The organism is Peptoniphilus rachelemmaiella (assembly GCF_943169845.1).
Taxonomy (GTDB): Bacteria; Bacillota; Clostridia; order Tissierellales; family Peptoniphilaceae; genus Aedoeadaptatus; species Aedoeadaptatus rachelemmaiella.
Window position 1 is genome coordinate 57,455 of the sequence record NZ_CALPBW010000008.1, and the last position, 17,485, is coordinate 74,939.

9 protein-coding genes are annotated in these 17,485 nt (G+C 52.8%); 2 read left to right on the plus strand and 7 right to left on the minus strand.

From position 1 onward, the window contains the following. Positions 1 to 68 precede the first annotated feature (68 nt). Positions 69 to 1,274: a S1C family serine protease gene (locus KO087_RS04830; protein WP_215508171.1), complete on the minus strand. Its 1,206-nt coding sequence runs from the start codon at positions 1,272 to 1,274 to the stop codon at positions 69 to 71. Between the two features lie 171 nt (positions 1,275 to 1,445). Between KO087_RS04830 and KO087_RS04835 the strand changes: the two genes are divergently transcribed. After that, a complete protein-coding gene (locus KO087_RS04835) occupies positions 1,446 to 1,970 on the plus strand; it encodes a nitroreductase family protein (protein ID WP_215508172.1) in 525 nt (174 codons plus the stop codon). A 41-nt stretch (positions 1,971 to 2,011) separates the two neighbouring features. On the opposite strand, the gene KO087_RS04840 is transcribed toward KO087_RS04835, so the two are convergent. Next, positions 2,012 to 2,599 (minus strand): xanthine phosphoribosyltransferase, encoded by a 588-nt coding sequence (locus tag KO087_RS04840; protein WP_215508173.1) that lies wholly within the window; start codon positions 2,597 to 2,599, stop codon positions 2,012 to 2,014. Between the two features lie 63 nt (positions 2,600 to 2,662). After that, the gene (gene pdxR / locus KO087_RS04845; protein ID WP_251374920.1) at positions 2,663 to 4,033 is read right to left on the minus strand and encodes a MocR-like pyridoxine biosynthesis transcription factor PdxR; all 1,371 of its coding nucleotides are present in this window, start codon (positions 4,031 to 4,033) and stop codon (positions 2,663 to 2,665) included. A gap of 107 nt (positions 4,034 to 4,140) precedes the next feature. Between pdxR and pdxS the strand changes: the two genes are divergently transcribed. After that, entirely contained in the window at positions 4,141 to 4,998 is an 858-nt protein-coding gene (gene pdxS, locus KO087_RS04850; protein WP_215508175.1) for a pyridoxal 5'-phosphate synthase lyase subunit PdxS, read from the plus strand. A 74-nt stretch (positions 4,999 to 5,072) separates the two neighbouring features. On the opposite strand, the gene KO087_RS04855 is transcribed toward pdxS, so the two are convergent. The 4 genes from KO087_RS04855 to KO087_RS04870 form a co-directional block, all read right to left on the minus strand. Then, positions 5,073 to 11,690 (minus strand): S-layer homology domain-containing protein, encoded by a 6,618-nt coding sequence (locus tag KO087_RS04855; RefSeq protein WP_215508176.1) that lies wholly within the window; start codon positions 11,688 to 11,690, stop codon positions 5,073 to 5,075. A 138-nt stretch (positions 11,691 to 11,828) separates the two neighbouring features. After that, positions 11,829 to 16,076 carry a 2-hydroxyacyl-CoA dehydratase gene (locus tag KO087_RS04860; RefSeq protein WP_215508177.1) on the minus strand — a complete coding sequence of 1,416 codons (4,248 nt, stop codon included), beginning with the start codon at positions 16,074 to 16,076 and terminating at the stop codon, positions 11,829 to 11,831. Positions 16,077 to 16,198: 122 nt separating this feature from the next. Continuing rightward, positions 16,199 to 17,068: a DegV family protein gene (locus KO087_RS04865; RefSeq protein WP_215508178.1), complete on the minus strand. Its 870-nt coding sequence runs from the start codon at positions 17,066 to 17,068 to the stop codon at positions 16,199 to 16,201. A 259-nt stretch (positions 17,069 to 17,327) separates the two neighbouring features. Continuing rightward, positions 17,328 to 17,471 carry a hypothetical protein gene (locus KO087_RS04870; protein WP_215508179.1) on the minus strand — a complete coding sequence of 48 codons (144 nt, stop codon included), beginning with the start codon at positions 17,469 to 17,471 and terminating at the stop codon, positions 17,328 to 17,330. Between the last annotated feature and the right edge of the window lie 14 nt (positions 17,472 to 17,485).

Below are 17,485 nucleotides of genomic sequence, written 5' to 3' on the forward strand. Positions count from 1 at the left end.
CTTTTTAATTTGTCTGCTTATCCGAACGATGACATGAAAAAAGACCTTGCCGAAACAAGGTCTCTTGCTTAGTTGTTCAGTCCGGGTATGAGTCGCCGCAGGCCTTCTTCTTGGCCCACCACGGGGACACGATAGTCCGTAAAGGTGAGCTTCAGGCTTTCCTTCTTGCCGTTTCTCGACACGACGACGTCCACGGTGTCGCCGGCTTTGTATTTGTAAAGCTCCCGCCGGAGTTGGCTCATGCTTTGAATGTCCGCATCCCCCATTTTCAAAATAATGTCGTTGACCTTCAGGCCCGCTGCGGCAGCCGGGGATTCGGCTTCCACGCCGCCGACGATGACGCCTTTTCCGCCGGTGCCTAAATCGTAGCCGCTCCGTTCCACGGCGCTCACGGTGTAGCCGCTCATCCCCAGGGCCACGGATTTAAAGTCGCCGGTCTTCATGACCTGTTCCACAATGGGTTTCGCCGTGTTAATGGGAATGGAAAAGCCCAGCCCTTCCGCCGAGGAGATCTTCACGGAGTTAATGCCGATGACTTGCCCTTCGCTGTTTAAAAGGGGCCCGCCGGAGTTGCCCGCGTTAATGGAGGCGTCGGTTTGGATCAGGCCGTCCATGTATTTGCCCTGCACTTCGCCGATGTTTCGGTTCAGACCGGAGATGACGCCGGAGGTGACGGAGCGTTGGAAATCAAGGCCCAGGGGATTACCGATGGCCACGGCGGTTTCGCCGATATTGATGCTGTCGCTATCACCCATAGGAAGGGGCGTAAGGCCCTTTTTGTCGATCTTTACCAGACCCAGGTCCAAGGTTTCGTCGGACCAGACCACTTTGCCCTCGGCTTCCGATTGATCGTTTAAAAGCACCTTAACCTTGTTGCCCTTGGCGCCGACCACGTGGGCATTTGAAAGAATGTAGCCGTCTTCGGAAATAATAAAGCCGCTGCCGCTTCCCTGAACGGCCATAGGGCCCATTAAGGTGTTTTTCGTCGTGGAGGTGGTAATGCCTACCACAGAAGGCATGGCGTATCGAGCCACGCTTTCCACGACGCCTGCTTCGTGTTTTCTCGTCTTGTCCGCCGGCGCCTCAATTTGGGGCCTAAGGCCCGCAGACACCGCGGGCTTGGGCATGAATTTATAGGTGACGACACTGCCCACTGTCCCGCCGATCAAAGAAAAGATCAGCGCCCACAGGATGAGAAAGCCGCCCCGTTTCTTTTTTCTTCTGTCGCGATAGGTTTCGGGGATTTCACCGCCGTAATCTCTATTTGGTTCCATGGTGTTCCTTTCTATTTTCAACTGTTCATTTTTACATCCTTTAGTTACTACGACTATACCCACTTAATTTGAACTTCTTGTGAAACCTTTACAAAGATATTTATTGGGTATAAGTAAGAAAGATAGAAACTATTATTTACGCGAGCTTTTTCGCGAAAAGGAGGTTATACTATGGATTTTAAAGAAATGGTGAAGAAAAGACGCTCCATGCGCAAGTACAAACAAGATCAAAAAATGGACGACGAGGCTTTATTGGAACTGTTTACCTACGCGTCCATGGGTCCGAGTAAATCCAACGCCCATCCGGTAGAATTTCTCGTGGTGGAAGATCCCGAAAAGAAAAAAGCCCTGGCGGAATTAAAACGCTACGGCACGAAGTATTTGGCCGATGCGCCGCAAATCATTGTGGTCATGGGCAACGACACCTCGGAACCCACCTGGATCGAAGAAGCCACCATTACCTCGGCTTATTTGGGCCTCTTGCTCCATTCCGAAGGCTACGCGTCCAGCTGGATCAACATTCGCGAACAAACCAATTCGGCAGGGGAAAGCTCCGAAGAAATCGTGAAAAAGCTCTTCAATATTCCCGAAAACTACGGCATTTTGTGTTTGATTCCCTTCGGCATTCCCGACGAATGGATTCAAAGCAGAAAATACTTCGATATCTCCTCCAAGGTACACAAAGACACTTTCTAAAGAAAAAGCGGCCACGAAGCCTTTCGCTTCCGGCCGCTATTTTAATGCCCTTCTTTAAAGGTGATCTGTTGACTTTCCGAATCGATGGCTGCGATGCGCACAATGGAATAGACATCAAGCCCCGCCTCTTCAAGCCGTGCCCTGCCCGGCTGAAAGGATTTTTCCACGCAAATGCCAACGCCTGCTACCGTGGCTCCGGCCTGTCTTACAATATCCACCAGGCCCAGGGAGGCTTCGCCGTTGGCGAGAAAATCGTCGATAATCAAGACGGAATCCTCCGCCGTTAAATAGGATTTATTCACCATGACCTTGGATGTGATTTTTTTCGTGTAGGAATACACGTCGGTAATAAAGGCATCTTCGGCCAATAATGTGGCGGGCCGCGCCTTTTTGGCAAAGAGCATGGGCACGTCGAAATGGGCCGCCACCATAATGGCCGGCGCAATGCCCGAAGCCTCCACGGTGAGCACCTTCGTCACCTTTCGGTCCTTAAAATAATCGTAAAATTCCGCCTCGATTTCCTTCATCACCTTCGGATCGATTTGATGATTGAGAAAAGAATCGATCTTCAACACATTCCCCGGGTAGATCACCCCGTCGGCTTCGATACGCTTTTGTAAATAACCCATGGCTCCTCCTCGAAAGTATTTATTAAACAGTGTAACACATGCGGGGCTTCATCCACAAAAAAATCACGGCCCGTCGGAAAAATTTTTTATCAGCGACTTTAAGGTGGCGAGCCCCTCTCTCAGCTTCTCCACGCTCATATTTCCGTAGCCCACGATGAGGCGGGGATCGCCTTCCTGTGCTTGGTCTTTCGAAAAATCCGAAAGCCCCTTCATGTAGATGCGATGTTCTTTTAAATAGGCCAGAAGATCCGCCTCGCTTCCATTCACCTTGCAGGTCAGAATAAAGTGCATCCCGGCCCGCTTGTCGTCTACGGAAAAAAGGTCGTCGCCTAAAAAGGCCTCCACGGCGATTTTTCTTCGCTCGTCGTAAATTTTCCGTTGGCGATTGAGCCGGCGCTCCAAGTGGCCCTCCCGCATATACTTGGCCAGCGCCAGCTGCACGAGATTGGGGATGGGGCAGTTCATCACCGGGCTCAGGCGGCGGTAGCGGGCCATCAAAGGCCGCGGCAGCACCATAAAAGACACCCGCAACGTCGGCGAAAGGGATTTAGAGAAATTGGACATATAGATCACCCGGTCCACGCCGTCTAAGCTCTTTAAGGCGGGAATGGGCCGGCCGTAATACTTGTATTCGCTGTCGTAATCGTCTTCGATAATGTAGCTGTCCGTGGCCTTGACGTGGTTTAAAAGCTTCACGCGCCGGTCCACCCGCAAAATGCTCCCCGTGGGAAATTGATGGGAGGGCGTCACGAGGTAAATGCTCTTTTCATCGGCCAGGGCGTCGGGATCCACGCCGGATGCATCCACGTCCATGAAATCGTAAGGGATGTTGTTCTGCTCAAAAATCTTCTTCAGGCGAATGTAGCCCGGGTTTTCCAGGCGAAAGACGGCGTCTGTCGGCAAAAGGGCAAAGAGAATCAAGAGCAAATACTCCATGCCCGCACTTAAAATAATGTCCTCCGCCGCCACGTCCACGCCGCGAGAGGCCTTAAGGTAATCGGCCACGGCACTTCTCAGCTCCTGAAGCCCTTCCTTTTCCCTTCGATTCAAAGGCGCCTCCTCTTCCGCCGCCCACTGAAGGCATTTTTTAAAATGATTGTCGGGGAAGCGGTAGTCGGCATTTTTATTTAAGTCGAAATCATAATCGTAAGCCGGCGCCTCTTCGACGGGAACCGCCGATGTCGAGGCGATTTTTTTGTGGAGATTTTCTATCTCCGCTACGAAATAGCCCACTCGCTCCTTGGCGATAAGGTAGCCCTCATCCACCAATTGATCGTAGGCGGCGGTCACCGTGTTCACGGACAAGCCCAAGTGGCGGGCCAAATTCCGCTTCGACGGCAGCTTCTCCCCCTCCTTCATGGCGCCTGTGGCCACAGCCTCTTTCATATATTCGTACAGGGCCTCGTAAAGGGGCGCCTCCCCGTTAAAATGCATGGTAAACAATCTGGTCCCTCCAAATTTTATTTGTTTGATCCTTTTGATGATACCAAATTCAACGTACAATGTCACTGTAAAGATGACACGAATCACAAGGAGGAAACATGAACGACGCATTTATTAAGCTCACCGATTCCCTGAAAGGCGGCGTCATTATGGACGTCACCACCCCCGAACAAGCGAAGATCGCAGAAGAAGCCGGCGCCGTCGCCGTTATGGCCCTGGAGCGAATCCCCGCCGACATTCGCGCCGCCGGCGGCGTGAGCCGCATGAGCGATCCGAAAATGATTAAAGAAATTCAAAAGACGGTGAAGATCCCCGTCATGGCCAAAGTGCGCATCGGCCACTTTGTAGAAGCTTCGGTCCTGGAAGCCATCGGCATCGACTACATCGACGAATCGGAAGTCCTTACCCCGGCAGACAATAGCCACCACATCGAAAAGAAAACATTTAACACCCCCTTCGTCTGCGGCGCCAGGAACCTCTCCGAAGCCTTAAGGCGGATTCAAGAGGGGGCAGCCATGATCCGCACCAAGGGCGAAGCCGGCACCGGCGACGTGTCCCAAGCCGTGGATCACATGCGGGCCATTATGGGCGAAATCGCCTACGTGAAAAGTGCGAAAACCGACGAGCTCTACACCCTGGCCAAGGACATGGGCGTAAGCTACGAGCTGCTCCTCTACGTCCACGAAAACGGCAAGCTCCCCGTGGCCAACTTCTCCGCCGGCGGCGTCGCCACCCCCGCCGATGCCGCCCTTATGCGCCGCCTCGGTGTCGAAGGCGTCTTCGTGGGAAGCGGTATCTTTAAATCCAACAATCCCGAAAAGCGAGCCAAGGCCATTGTGCGGGCCGTGGAAAACTACATGGACGATCGCGTCATCGCCGAAGTGAGTGAAGACATCGGCGAAGCCATGGTAGGCATCAATCCCGACGAAATCGAAACCATTATGGCGGAACGGTAAGACGAAACCTTACTCTCTATTACACGATGAAACAGAAAAAGACAAACCCCGCTTTCGAGGTTTGTCTTTTTTAATTACAGGGCTTTAAATACTGCTTCTTTTTCACTATTCGGACCGGAGATGGGTTTTAAATCCACCACTTTAAAGCGCAGGGCCGGCCATCCTTCCACTTCAAAGCTGATGACTTCATTCAGTTTTAAATGTCTGAAGCTCACCCGCAAATACTTTTCAGGGTTTTCCAAATAGTAACCCCGCTCGTCGCCGCTAGATTTCTCCTTGCGCAGGAGCACTTCGCCGTTTGCCTTGACGACGCCTTTCTCGTACAGGGCCTTGTACCATGCAAGGGTGTTGGCGTCGGGGGATGTGTTATTCAGGACATTGGCCTGTCCGTTAAAAGGCGTGCCCAGTTTCGGCATGGGCTTCTCTTGAGGGACCGGGGCCTCGGATTCGGAGAAGTCTTTGATTTGTACGAGCTTGCAGGCATTCCCTCCGGCGGCTTCCGCCTTCAGGTACAGGTCTTCAAAGCCGGGAACGGAAATCTTTACCTTATCGCCCGCCTTTAGACCGGTAAAGGTGAGAGATTTCGTCGAGTTCTTATTGTAGACGCTGACTGAATTTTTGTCCATGTCCGTGACTTTCTCACCCTGTTTCTTTTGGATGGTTCCCTTTTCTGTGAAGCCTTCCATCCACAGCTTGCTGTCGGGATCCTTGGGATCGATGCGCATCTTTGTGCCTAGGATCTCCGTGATCCGCACTTTCTTCAAAATCATTTTGTCTTTAAAGCAGGCCTCGATCTTCAGCCCATGGTTTTCGCCTAAGGCAGCTTTCGTAATCACCATTTCTTTTAAGTCCGCGGTTTTTACGAGATCGCCTTTTCCGTTGATCTTCCAGCCCAGAAATTCTTTGTTTTCCACCACGGGATCGGCAAAGACATAGGCTTGATCGCCTTTTTTCAACTGACTCAGCTTATCTCCTATGGCAGCTTTCAGCGTGTCTACGGCGCCGCCTTTATGGACGCTTACGGTCACTTCGATGAGCTTAAGTCCCTTTACGGCCTCGTCCACGGCCCGGGTTGCCGCTTCCAGGGCTTCTTTCGTGGCGTCGGCGTAGTCGTAGTTTTCGTACTTTTTCAAGAGGTTCAGAAGAGCTTCTTTGCTTTCGTCGGTGTAGCGATCATCGGCGGCCTTCTGCTTGGCTTCGTCGATTTTTGCCTTCAGAGCCGCTCCGTCGCCCTTAGGCGTGAGGTTTTTCATCGCCGCCTTCAGCGCATCCAATGCCCCCTTCAGCTCCGCCTTGTCCTTTGATTTTTGCTTCGCCTTCGCCTCTTTCAGGGCAAGGTTCAACGCGTCGACACTGCTTTTCGTGTAGGCGGCGGTATCCTTTGCCTCGGCTTCTTTTATGCTTTCGGCGAGGTCCTTTTGCAATTGCATGAGCTCCTCTTGAGGGGCCGGGGCCTCGGATTCGGAGAAGTCTTTGATTTGTACGAGCTTGCAGGCATTCCCTCCGGCGGCTTCCGCCTTCAGGTACAGGTCTTCAAAGCCGGGAACGGAAATCTTTACCTTATCGCCCGCCTTTAGACCGGTAAAGGTGAGAGATTTCGTCGAGTTCTTATTGTAGACGCTGACTGAATTTTTGTCCATGTCCGTGACTTTCTCACCCTGTTTCTTTTGGATGGTTCCCTTTTCTGTGAAGCCTTCCATCCACAGCTTGCTGTCGGGATCCTTGGGATCGATGCGCATCTTTGTGCCTAGGATCTCCGTGATCCGCACTTTCTTCAAAATCATTTTGTCTTTAAAGCAGGCCTCGATCTTCAGCCCATGGTTTTCGCCTAAGGCAGCTTTCGTAATCACCATTTCTTTTAAGTCCGCGGTTTTTACGAGATCGCCTTTTCCGTTGATCTTCCAGCCCAGAAATTCTTTGTTTTCCACCACGGGATCGGCAAAGACATAGGTTTGATCGCCTTTTTTCAACTGACTCAGCTTATCTCCTATGGCAGCTTTCAGCGTGTCTACGGCGCCGCCTTTATGGACGCTTACAGTCACTTCGATGAGCTTAAGTCCCTTTACGGCCTCGTCCACGGCCCGGGTTGCCGCTTCCAGGGCTTCTTTCGTGGCGTCGGCGTAGTCGTAGTTTTCGTACTTTTTCAAGAGGTTCAGAAGAGCTTCTTTGCTTTCGTCGGTGTAGCGATCATCGGCGGCCTTCTGCTTGGCTTCGTCGATTTTTGCCTTCAGAGCCGCTCCGTCGCCCTTAGGCGTGAGGTTTTTCATCGCCGCCTTCAGCGCATCCAATGCCCCCTTCAGCTCCGCCTTGTCCTTTGATTTTTGCTTCGCCTTCGCCTCTTTCAGGGCAAGGTTCAACGCGTCGACACTGCTTTTCGTGTAGGCGGCGGTATCCTTTGCCTCGGCTTCTTTTATGCTTTCGGCGAGGTCCTTTTGCAATTGAAGGAGGGCTTCGTCTACCTTGTCTCTTTCAACAATCACCGCAAAGGGAGAAAGGCTCTTTACTTTGCACGTCACCCGGCCACTCTCTACTGTGGCCTTATAGGTCTTTACACCTTCCGCCGTCAAGTGCTTGATCAGGGCAGGGCGGCCATTAAAGACGGCATCCACGGGCAGGCTTAATTCCAACTCGCCCTCGAACTCGCCTATGAGCTTCACGTCGTAGGAGGCGACGATGTCGTAGGATTTTCCTTCCGGCGGCACCAGTTTTTTGTAGTCTTTCAAAATGCTTTCGGCGACGATGATCTGTAGTACGCCGTCTTTTATTTTCGTCTTATTCGTGACTTCCAGGCGAGCGCCTTTGGTCAATTTTCCCTTTAGAGAGATCTTTGTATCCTTGCCTTCGAGGGACTGCGAAGTAAATTCTTTTTTCGCCTCCGGCTTTTTTTCGGGGGTCTTTTTGTCTTCTACCCACACTCTGTCCCATTGGCTTTCGTAGCGGGTCTGTATCCAATCGAAGGTTTCCACCCGCTTTTTCAAATCGGGATAGTTGACGGCGGACATGATTTCCAAATAAGCCCAATGGCTTTCGGGTACGTCGCGGAAGCTTTTAATCTTCTCTCTGTGAGCCGCCAGTTCGCCTCGGGTCAGATAGTGTTTATAGAGACGATTCATCATGGCGACGGCTTCGGCCCTGGTGATTTTGTTTTCGGGCTTAAAGCTCTTGTCGGGATAACCGACGACGATGCCGTTGAGATAGGCTTGCTCGATGGCCGCCTCAAAGGGATGCTTCGCCGCATCGGCAAAGGAATGCTTGCCTTCTTTTTTCGGAAGAATCGGGGCGAGCATGCGAGCAAATTCGCCGCGAGTCATAGGCTCGTCGGGGCGAATGGCGCCGTTTTTCGAAAGGAGCATGTCTTTTTTTACGGCGAAGTTAATGGCTTCGTTGTACCACGCGTCTTTCGCGTCCTTAAAGGCCGGCCGATCCTTCGATGCGGATCCGGCTTCCATCTTAAATACCATTTGCGCCGATTCCGCCCGCGTCACCCATGCCGAGGGTTTGAAGCTTCCGTCGGGATAGCCTTCCACAAAGCGTTGAGGGGCGACGGTTCTTTCGCCCTTGTTCCGGTAGGAAACTGGGCGCTTGGTAAGGCGGTATTCGTAATGGCCCTTGGGCTTTTCTTTTTGCTCGGGGTCTTTTTGCTTGGGATCTTTTCCTTCCGGATCCTTTTCGCCCACCAAATCCTTGTCTTTTTTCTTGGGCTTGTTGGTTTCTTTGCCCAGGAAGACGAAGTCCGCGTTTTCCACGGCTACGCCATTGGCCACTTCCATGGAAAAGACGATTTTTACCAGAGCCGTATTCGGAAAAGCTTTCTTCAGCTCCTTTTCCTTTACGGAAACATGATAGCAGCCATCCACTTGCTTCACGTCGTAATACTTTTCGTCCAAGGGTGCTTCTTCAAATTTCGGCGTGGCGCCGGTTTGGGCATCGGCCTCGTATTTTTCTTTGTCGATGCGATAGAGCTTGACCTTGGGATTGCCCGCTTTCGATAAATTTTCCAAAGCGGAAGTGTAGACGACTTCTCCGCCGGAGAGGACGGCGTGGAGGCGTGTGTCGTCGTGGCGATTGGCCACGGTTTTCGACGACTCCAATTTCATGTCGACTAGGATGTTTTTGGTGTAGTCTTTAAATTTGCTTTCGGCGAGCTTGACCAAGACGTTCTTCTCCGCCGGGCTCAGATTCCCTTTCGCCGCCAGGGCCTTGGCATCCTTTACGGCCTTTTTAAATTCAGTAATAGTGGATGAGTTGCGACCTGTGTTGACGCCGGGGGCAGCCAAGGCGCTTTCGTCCAAGACCAGTTCCTTTATGAATTTTTTTGCCGCTTCTACGCGTTCTTCCGTGATTTCTTTTTCATCCTCGGGGACATAGGGCTTGTCTTCTTCTTCGGCCCCCGCCTTTTCCAGGCGATAGAGCACTCGGGGATTGTCCGTAGCTACGGCCTTAAGCTTTACCGGAACAAATCCTTCGACTTTTATATCCGCTTCATCCCCTACCTTGAGTCCGTAGATGTAAAGGGTGGTACCTTCGACTTTAAAGCCCTTGCTTTCGTCGGCGACGGGCTTGAAGGCTTCGCCTTTGACCGTGACGGTGCCTTGGCCCTGTTTCAGCTTTTCGAGCCACAGCTTCGAATCGTCGCTCTTGCCCTCTACTTGGATGGAGTAGCGATGGAATTGATTGGTCACGAACTCGACCCGCTTGGTTTTATTTTTCGGTTTCTCCTCCTCGGGCAGAGGCGACGGTCTGCCTTCTTCCGGTTTGGCACCGGCGGGATCGATACACTCGCTGCCGATGGTTTTTTTATCTAATTTTTTCGGAATGGAGGAATGGCTCCAATACTCGGGATAGTCGCCTCGGCCGCCGTCGATGGTTTTTCCCACCACATTGTTGGCGATGGCGACGCTTCTTTCTTTTGCCGGGGTTTCACCGGCGCCGTTTCCGCCTCTTAGGTAGGCGACGGCAGTGGAAATAAGTCCCTTGCCCGAAACGGCCATGCCGCCTTCTTGGGAATGGCCGCTGCCGCCCAGGGCGATGAGCTCGCCTTTGCCGAGAACTTTCCCGTCGTTTGCCAAGGTGAGGGCGTGGCCGCCGCGGGATGTGGTGGCCGAGGTACCCCCGCCATAGAGGTAAATTGCGGAGCGATCCAACACCGTCAGGGAGCCGCCGTCGATGGTCATGGCGTTTTGCCCGCGGTAAGGCTTGCCGTCGGCTTCATTGCCTGTCGGCGATTCATCGCCTTTGACAAAGACATTCCCTTTGATAAAGGCGTGGCCCTTGACGAGAACCACGGGCCGCGTGTTTTGTATGGCGCGACCGGCGTCGGTTAGGTTATTGGTGTTGGAATAGATGTAGGAATCTTCCAAGACGGCACCGTCATTTAAAATGATTTGCCCCTGTATCGACGAGCCGGAGACCACTTTTTCTCCCGTAGGCTTTTTAAAATCGCCGATCATTTTTCCCTCGGGGTCGTAATTGATGCGCAGTCGCCCGCCGTTGACAGTGATTTTCCCGTAAATCGAGGAATCGTGAACGGTGAGGGTGGCTCCTTTGTTGACGACGATGTTCACGCCGGAAAAGACCTTCATGTTGACCAGGGTCAGATTCGTGCCTTCGTTTAAAACGAGATTCTGTATGGGCAGGCGGTCTTCGTCGGGTCTGTACTCGTGCTTTTGTCGATTGGGTCGATCCTTTACGGGGAGGACCAAGCCTAATTGACCGTAGGTCCCGCTTTCGTGGGATCCTTGCCACAGATTGATATTTTTCGGCACCGTATAGGATTGGCCGGCGCCGCGATTCTTCTCGTTAAAGTAGGCGATGTACCAGGGCTCTTGATTAAAGAGCACCTTCCCGTTGGCAGTGGTCTTCAGCCGCGTGTTTACATTTTTCATAATCGAATCCAGATAGACCGACTCGATATCCGAAACGGAGAACCACGCCTCGTTACTGGTGGCCTTTCGTCCGTAAATATCCACCAGTTCCACGCGAACCGGGTATTCACCTACCTTATCCGGCGTACCCGCCAAGGTAATGGATGAATCCGAGGCGTTAAAGGACGCCTTCATGCCCGACTTCGGGTCCAGGGTGATTTTCGTCTTGCCCTTGTCCACTTCCACATCGGACTTCGAGAGTTCTTTCCAGGCCGAGGCCTTGGGCTTTTCTCCCTCTTCCGTCACTTGGGCGTATACTTTAATATCGGAATTTTTATTGTCCGTCACGGAGCCGGTGGCGCCGCTGGTGGCGTCGTATTTTCTCTGGCCCACCAAGGCCCCTTCGAAATAGCCTTCCAGCTTGACGTGGATTTTTCCCTTAGGCGGATGGGCCACATCGATGGGTTCAAATTTTCCGTCCTTGAAAATGTAGTGGAGGGTCTTGTCCTTGAACTGTAGGCTCAAGGTATGTTTATTTTTCAGAGGATTGATCGCAAGCTTTCCGTTTTCAACTGAAAACTGCTTCCCCTGCACCCATCCGATTTGATTCTTGCTTCCGATTTTGTCGTGTTTAAAAACGGAATCCGTGGTGACGCCGATGATGTTTCCGGCCTCTTCCTTGGGTTCGACGGCAATCTCTATGTAACTCCCTGTCGTATTTTCCAATTGTAGCTTCAGACCGCCTGTCTCGGCAGTCATGGCAAAGGCCGCTGATCCGTTAAAGATCATCAGCAGACTTAAGAGCAATGCTCCCAATCGTTTGATCATTCAAATACCTCCTTTTAATTGATACTGCTTATTATTTTATTATAGCAACGTCTTTTCTCAGACACAATTATTTTTTCAGGGGGAATATGGCAACAAAAAAAGCGGCTCTCCCTCCATGGAAATCCGCTTTTTCTTGTTTTATCGTCCCGCGGCGCTTTCTTTGTGTTTCTTCGCCAGGGCGTCGTTTTCGAATTTATTTTTCTCCGCTTGGGCCATCATGAGCTTGATGCGGTTGGTTTGGTTTACCGCCGAGGCGGAGGCGTCGTAGTCGATGGGGATGATGTTGGCCGTGGGGTAGGCTTCCCGCACGGATTTTATCACGCCTTTGCCCGTAATGTGATTGGGCAAACAGCCGAAGGGCTGCACGCAGACGATGTTGCCGGCGCCGGAGCGAATGAGTTCCACCATTTCCGCCGTCAGCAGCCAGCCTTCGCCGTATTGATTCCCCAGATCCACAAATTCTTCCGCATAGGCCATGAGGGTTTCCACGGTTTCGGGCCCGTCGAAGGGGGAATCCGCCAGGGCGTCTCGAATGATGCGGCGATAGCTTTCCACGTAGCGGATCATGAGTTCCGCGAGGAATCTGCCTTTTTTCGACGTGCCGTAGCGTTGTTCCTTAATGCCGGCGTTTTTAAAGGAATAGATCATAAAGTCGGTGAGATCCGGCACCACCACTTCCGCCCCTTCTTCTTCCAGTTGGCGTTGGACGTGGTTGTTGGCCTCGGGCAAATACTTCACGAGGATTTCCCCGACGATGCCCACCTTGGGCCGCACTTCATCCCGCGTTTCCACGGCAGTGAAGTCGGCGATCATGTGGCGGACATTTTCCCTGAATTCTTTTCGGGCGTAGCGGCGAGCTCCCTCGTTTAGCTTGTCGAGCCACTTCGCCGTCAAGGCCGCTGACGTGCCTGCCACCACTTCGTAGGGCCGGGTGGCGTTCGCGAGGCGCATAATTAAATCGCCGTAGAGCATATTTTGCACAGCTTTTTTGCCGAGGCGCACCATTTGCGCTTTGGTGAGATTGAATCCCGGGTGTCGCTCGATGCCCTGAAGGGATGCACCTAAGACGGGAATGTGGCCGTAGCCCGCATCTTTTAAGGCCTTACGAATAAAGCCCACGTAGTTGCTCGCCCGACAGGCGCCGCCGGTTTGGCTCATAAGCAGGGTCAAGTTGTCGGTATCGTAGCGGCCGCTTTTCACCGCTTCCATAAATTGGCCCACGACAAAGATGGAAGGGTAGCAGGCGTCGTTGTTGACATACTTAAGCCCTTCATCCACCACGTGATTGGAAAGATCCGGCAACACCTCCACATTGAAGCCCTCGCTCTTCATCATGGGCGCCAGAAGACTGAAGTGGATCGGCGCCATTTGGGGAATGAGGATGGTGTGGGTCTTGCGCATGGCTTCCGTAAAGAGGACGGGATCTTTGTACATGGACTCCGCTTCTTTGTCCAAGGTGCGGTTTTCGACGGCTTGAATCAAGGAGCGCAGGCGGATTTTCGCCGCCCCTAAATTGTTGACCTCGTCGATTTTTAAGACGGTGTAGATCTTGTGGTAGGCCTCCAGGATTTCGTTGACCTGATCCGTGGTGACGGCATCCAGGCCGCAGCCGAAGGAATTGAGCTGCACCATTTCCAGATGCTCGCTTTCTCCCACAATTTTCGCCGCCCGGTACAGACGGGAGTGGTAGTTCCACTGATCCAGCACCCGAAGCGTGCCGTCGATATTTTCTTCATCGACGATGGCATCTTCCGACAAGACGGCAAGGCCCAGGCCCGTAATCATCTCCGCCATGCCGTGATTGATCTCGGGATCCACGTGGTAGGGGCGCCCGGCGAGGACGATGCCCACGGTGTCCGTTTCCTCGAGAAAATCCATGGCGCGCTTGCCTGCCGCCCGCACGTCGTCGCGATAGCGGGCCTGTTCGTCGTAGGCGGCGGCCACGGCTTCTTTCACCGCCTTTTTGTCCTGCTCGGGAAAGACTTCCGAAAGCCGCTGGGCAAGTTTCTCCCGATTGTCGAAGGAGAGGAAGGGATTCAGGTAGCGAATGCCGCTTTTTTCTATGCTCTCCACATTGTTTTTAATGACTTCGCTGTAGCCCGCCACCACCGGGCAGTTTAAGGTGTTGTCCGCATGGGCCATTTTCTTTTCTTCGTAGAAGATGGCCGGGTAGAAGATCGTGTCCACGCCTTTTTCCACCAGGTTTTCGATGTGGCCGTGGGTGATCTTCGCCGGATAACAGGCCGTCTCCGAGGTGATCGACTCCAGTCCTTTTTCGTAGAGGGCGCGGGAAGACCTATCGGAGAGGACGACGCGGTAGCCCAGCTTCGTAAAGAAGGTGTGCCAGAAGGGGTAGTTTTCGTACATATTCAACACCCGGGGAATGCCCACGGTGGGCGCACCTTCGGGAAGGCTTTCGTAATCGAAGATGCGCTTTAGTTTATAGGCGTAGAGATTGGGCAGGGCTTCGTCTTCGCCACGCACAATGCCCGCGCCTCGCTCGCAGCGATTGCCGGTAATGTAGCGGCTGCCGTCTTTAAAGATATTCACGGAAAGGGCGCAGTTGTTGGCGCATTGGCCGCAGCGGGCGTGTTTTGTGGTGTAGGTAAATTCGTCCAGTGCCTCGCGGGAAAGAAGGGTGCTCGCATCGCCCCCTTCTTCCTTGGCGATAAGGGCCATGCCGATGGCGCCCATGGTGCCGCTCATTTTCGGCCGCACCACGTCTCTGCCCGTAATCTTTTCGAAGGCCCGGAGCACGGCGTCGCTGTAGAAGGTGCCCCCTTGTACCACGATGTGCTCGCCTAATTTTTTCGGGTCGCGAATTTTTATGACTTTTTGAATGGCGTTTCGAATGACGGAATAGGCGAGGCCCGCGGAAATATCCGCCACACTCGCCCCTTCTTTTTGAGCCTGCTTCACCTTGGAATTCATAAACACGGTGCAGCGGCTGCCCAGATCCACCGGCGCAGCGCTTTCGAGGGCCACGGCGGCAAAATCCTGTACGCTCAAGTCCACGCCGCCGGCGAAGGTTTGAAGGAAGGAGCCACAGCCCGAAGAACAGGCTTCATTAAGAAGAATGGATTCGATGACATCGCCCTTCACCTTCATGGCCTTCATGTCTTGGCCGCCGATGTCCAAAATAAAGTCTACATTGGGCTCGAAGTAGCGGGCGGCGCGGAAGTGGGCGATGGTTTCCACTTCCCCCCGGTCCACCTTGAGAGCCGCTTTAATAAAGTCTTCGCCGTAGCCCGTTACCCCCGATGACGCCACGTAGGCATCGGCTCCCATGGCATCGTAAAGATCCATGAGGTAGGCCTTCACCCTGTCCAGAGGCGAGCCGTTGTTAGGGCCGTAAGCTTCGTACAAGACCTCGCCTTTATCGGAAAGGGCCACCATTTTCGTCGTGGTGCTTCCGGCGTCGATTCCCACGTAAAGGGGACCGGCGTAGGTTTCAAGATCCCGCCTGGGCAAATCGCAGCCGGCGTGGCGGGCGCGAAAGGCTTCAAGTTCCGCCTCGTCTTTAAAAAGGGGCGCCAGAAGGTCGTCGGCCTCTACATGCACTTCTTCTTTCTTCTCCAGCCGACGGTATAGGTCTTCCACCTTAACGGGCTCGTGATCCACGCTCTTTAAGGCGGCGCCTAAGGCCACGAAGATCTGGCCGTTTTCCGGCGCCAAAATCTCGTCGTCTGTGAGGCCCAAGGTTTCGATGAAGCGCTTTTTCAATTCATCCAGGAACGTAAGAGGGCCGCCTAAAAAGGCGACCTTCCCCCGAATGGGGCGTCCGCAGGCCAAATTGGAAATGGTCTGATTGACCACGGATTGAAACACCGACACGGCGATGTCCGCTTTCGTGGCCCCTTGATTTAACAGGGCCTGCACGTCGGTTTTCGCAAAGACACCGCAGCGGGATGCGATGGGATAGATTTTCGTGTGTTCCTTGGCCAGTTCATTGAGGCCCGAGGCATCGGTCTTCAAGAGCGAGGCCATTTGATCGATAAAGGCCCCGGTGCCGCCGGCGCAAATGCTGTTCATGCGCTGTTCCAAACTGCCGCGCAGGTAGGTGATTTTCGAATCCTCCCCGCCCAGCTCGATGGCCACGTCCGTATCGGGCAAATAGGCCTCGATGGCGGCGGTGCCTGCCACCACTTCCTGAACAAAAGGTACCTCTAAAAATTCCGCCACGGCAATGCCGCCGGAACCGGTGACGCTAATGGTGGTCTCGTCTTTTTTAAACTGATGGTAGACCGTCGTCAAAATTTCGGTGACGGTTTTTTTCATATCGGAAAAATGTCGTCGATAAGTGGAGTACAAGATCTCCTTCTTATCGTTGAGTGCCACAAGTTTTACCGTGGTGGAGCCCACGTCCAAGCCCATGTGCAGCAACATTTTACTACCTTCTTTCTTATATATATACTGTTCGCTTTTGTCGTTGGAGTAAATTATAACATCTTTTTTATGAAAAGGCAGTAATTGTTTTGATCTCAGTCCACATTCTTTTTCACCCTAAATTACGCTTCATCTCCCACGGTAATGCCGATACCGTAGGCCCCTACGCCTGTATGGGCGCCGACGCTGGCGGGCAGGGAATCGTAGCGCACATTGGCCAAAGGAAAGGCATTGGTCGCAAGTTCCAGCCACCGTTCTTTTTCCTCCTCGTCGATGCCGAAGCCCGCCACGCCGATGCGAATGTGCTTCGGATCCACGTTGGCATAACGGCGATCCACATCCTTGTGCAGGGCGTCGATCATCTTTAGTTGCGCCCGGTACATGCTCCCCCGCACCTTGTCGTATGCGTCAAACTTTTCGCCACGGTAGGTAAGCACCGGCTTAATGCTCAGCACCGTGGCAATGGTTGCCGCCGAGGCGCTGATTCTTCCGCCTCTTTTCAGCTGTTCTAAGGTGGAGACGGAAAGGTAGATAGTGCAGTTCATGCTGTCTTCTTCCAGGATGCGGGCAATCTTCTTTCCGCTCGCTTTCTTCTTCGCCAGGCGAAGGGCATCCATGACGGAATCTTTTTGCGTCACGGAAATGCGATGATTGTCCACCACGTGCACTTTCCCCCCGTATTCCTTTGCCACCATGATCGCCGAGTGGCAGGAGCTGCTTAAGCTGGAAGACATGGGAATGTAGACCACTTCATCAAATCCTTCCGCCAAAATCGTGTCCAGCTTATCCATTAAAAGGCCGATGGGCGGTTGGGAGGTCGTGACTTTTTCCCCGCTTTCCAAAAATCGGCAAAGTTCCTTTTCGGTTAAATTTTCTCCTTCGTAATAGGTTTTGTCTCCGATGACAATGGGCATGGGCAACGTGAAAAGGCCGGCACGTTCATCGGGGGTCATGATGCCGCTATTGGTATCGGTTAAAATGGCAACTTTCATCTTTCACTCCTTTTTATTTGCTGATTTTCTTTTTTATTTAAACACGCTACGGCGCCGACGGATGATCCCAAAAGGGATGCCCCGAGGTAGACGGGATGGGGCGTCGCCCCGGCACCGAAGTAAAAACTTAGTATATCACAAGGAACCTCTCATAGGCCGAACAATAAAATTAGAGAAAATTCGTTTTTCTCCACGGCCTTGCGCTTTTCCTCTTTGGGGTCCGCGTCAAAATAGTCGATGCCTGCGCCTGTCTTCCTCTTTATACCCTTTCATCGCAAATCCCTTTCCATTCTTCTTCCTCTTCGGTCAATTTCAAATGGAGCAAGCTTTTTTGCGTACCTTGTGTTCCGAATCGCCCCCAAGCCACGGCGATGGCCTTGATCTGCACGTCCGCCTTCCTCATTTTCCGACAAACAA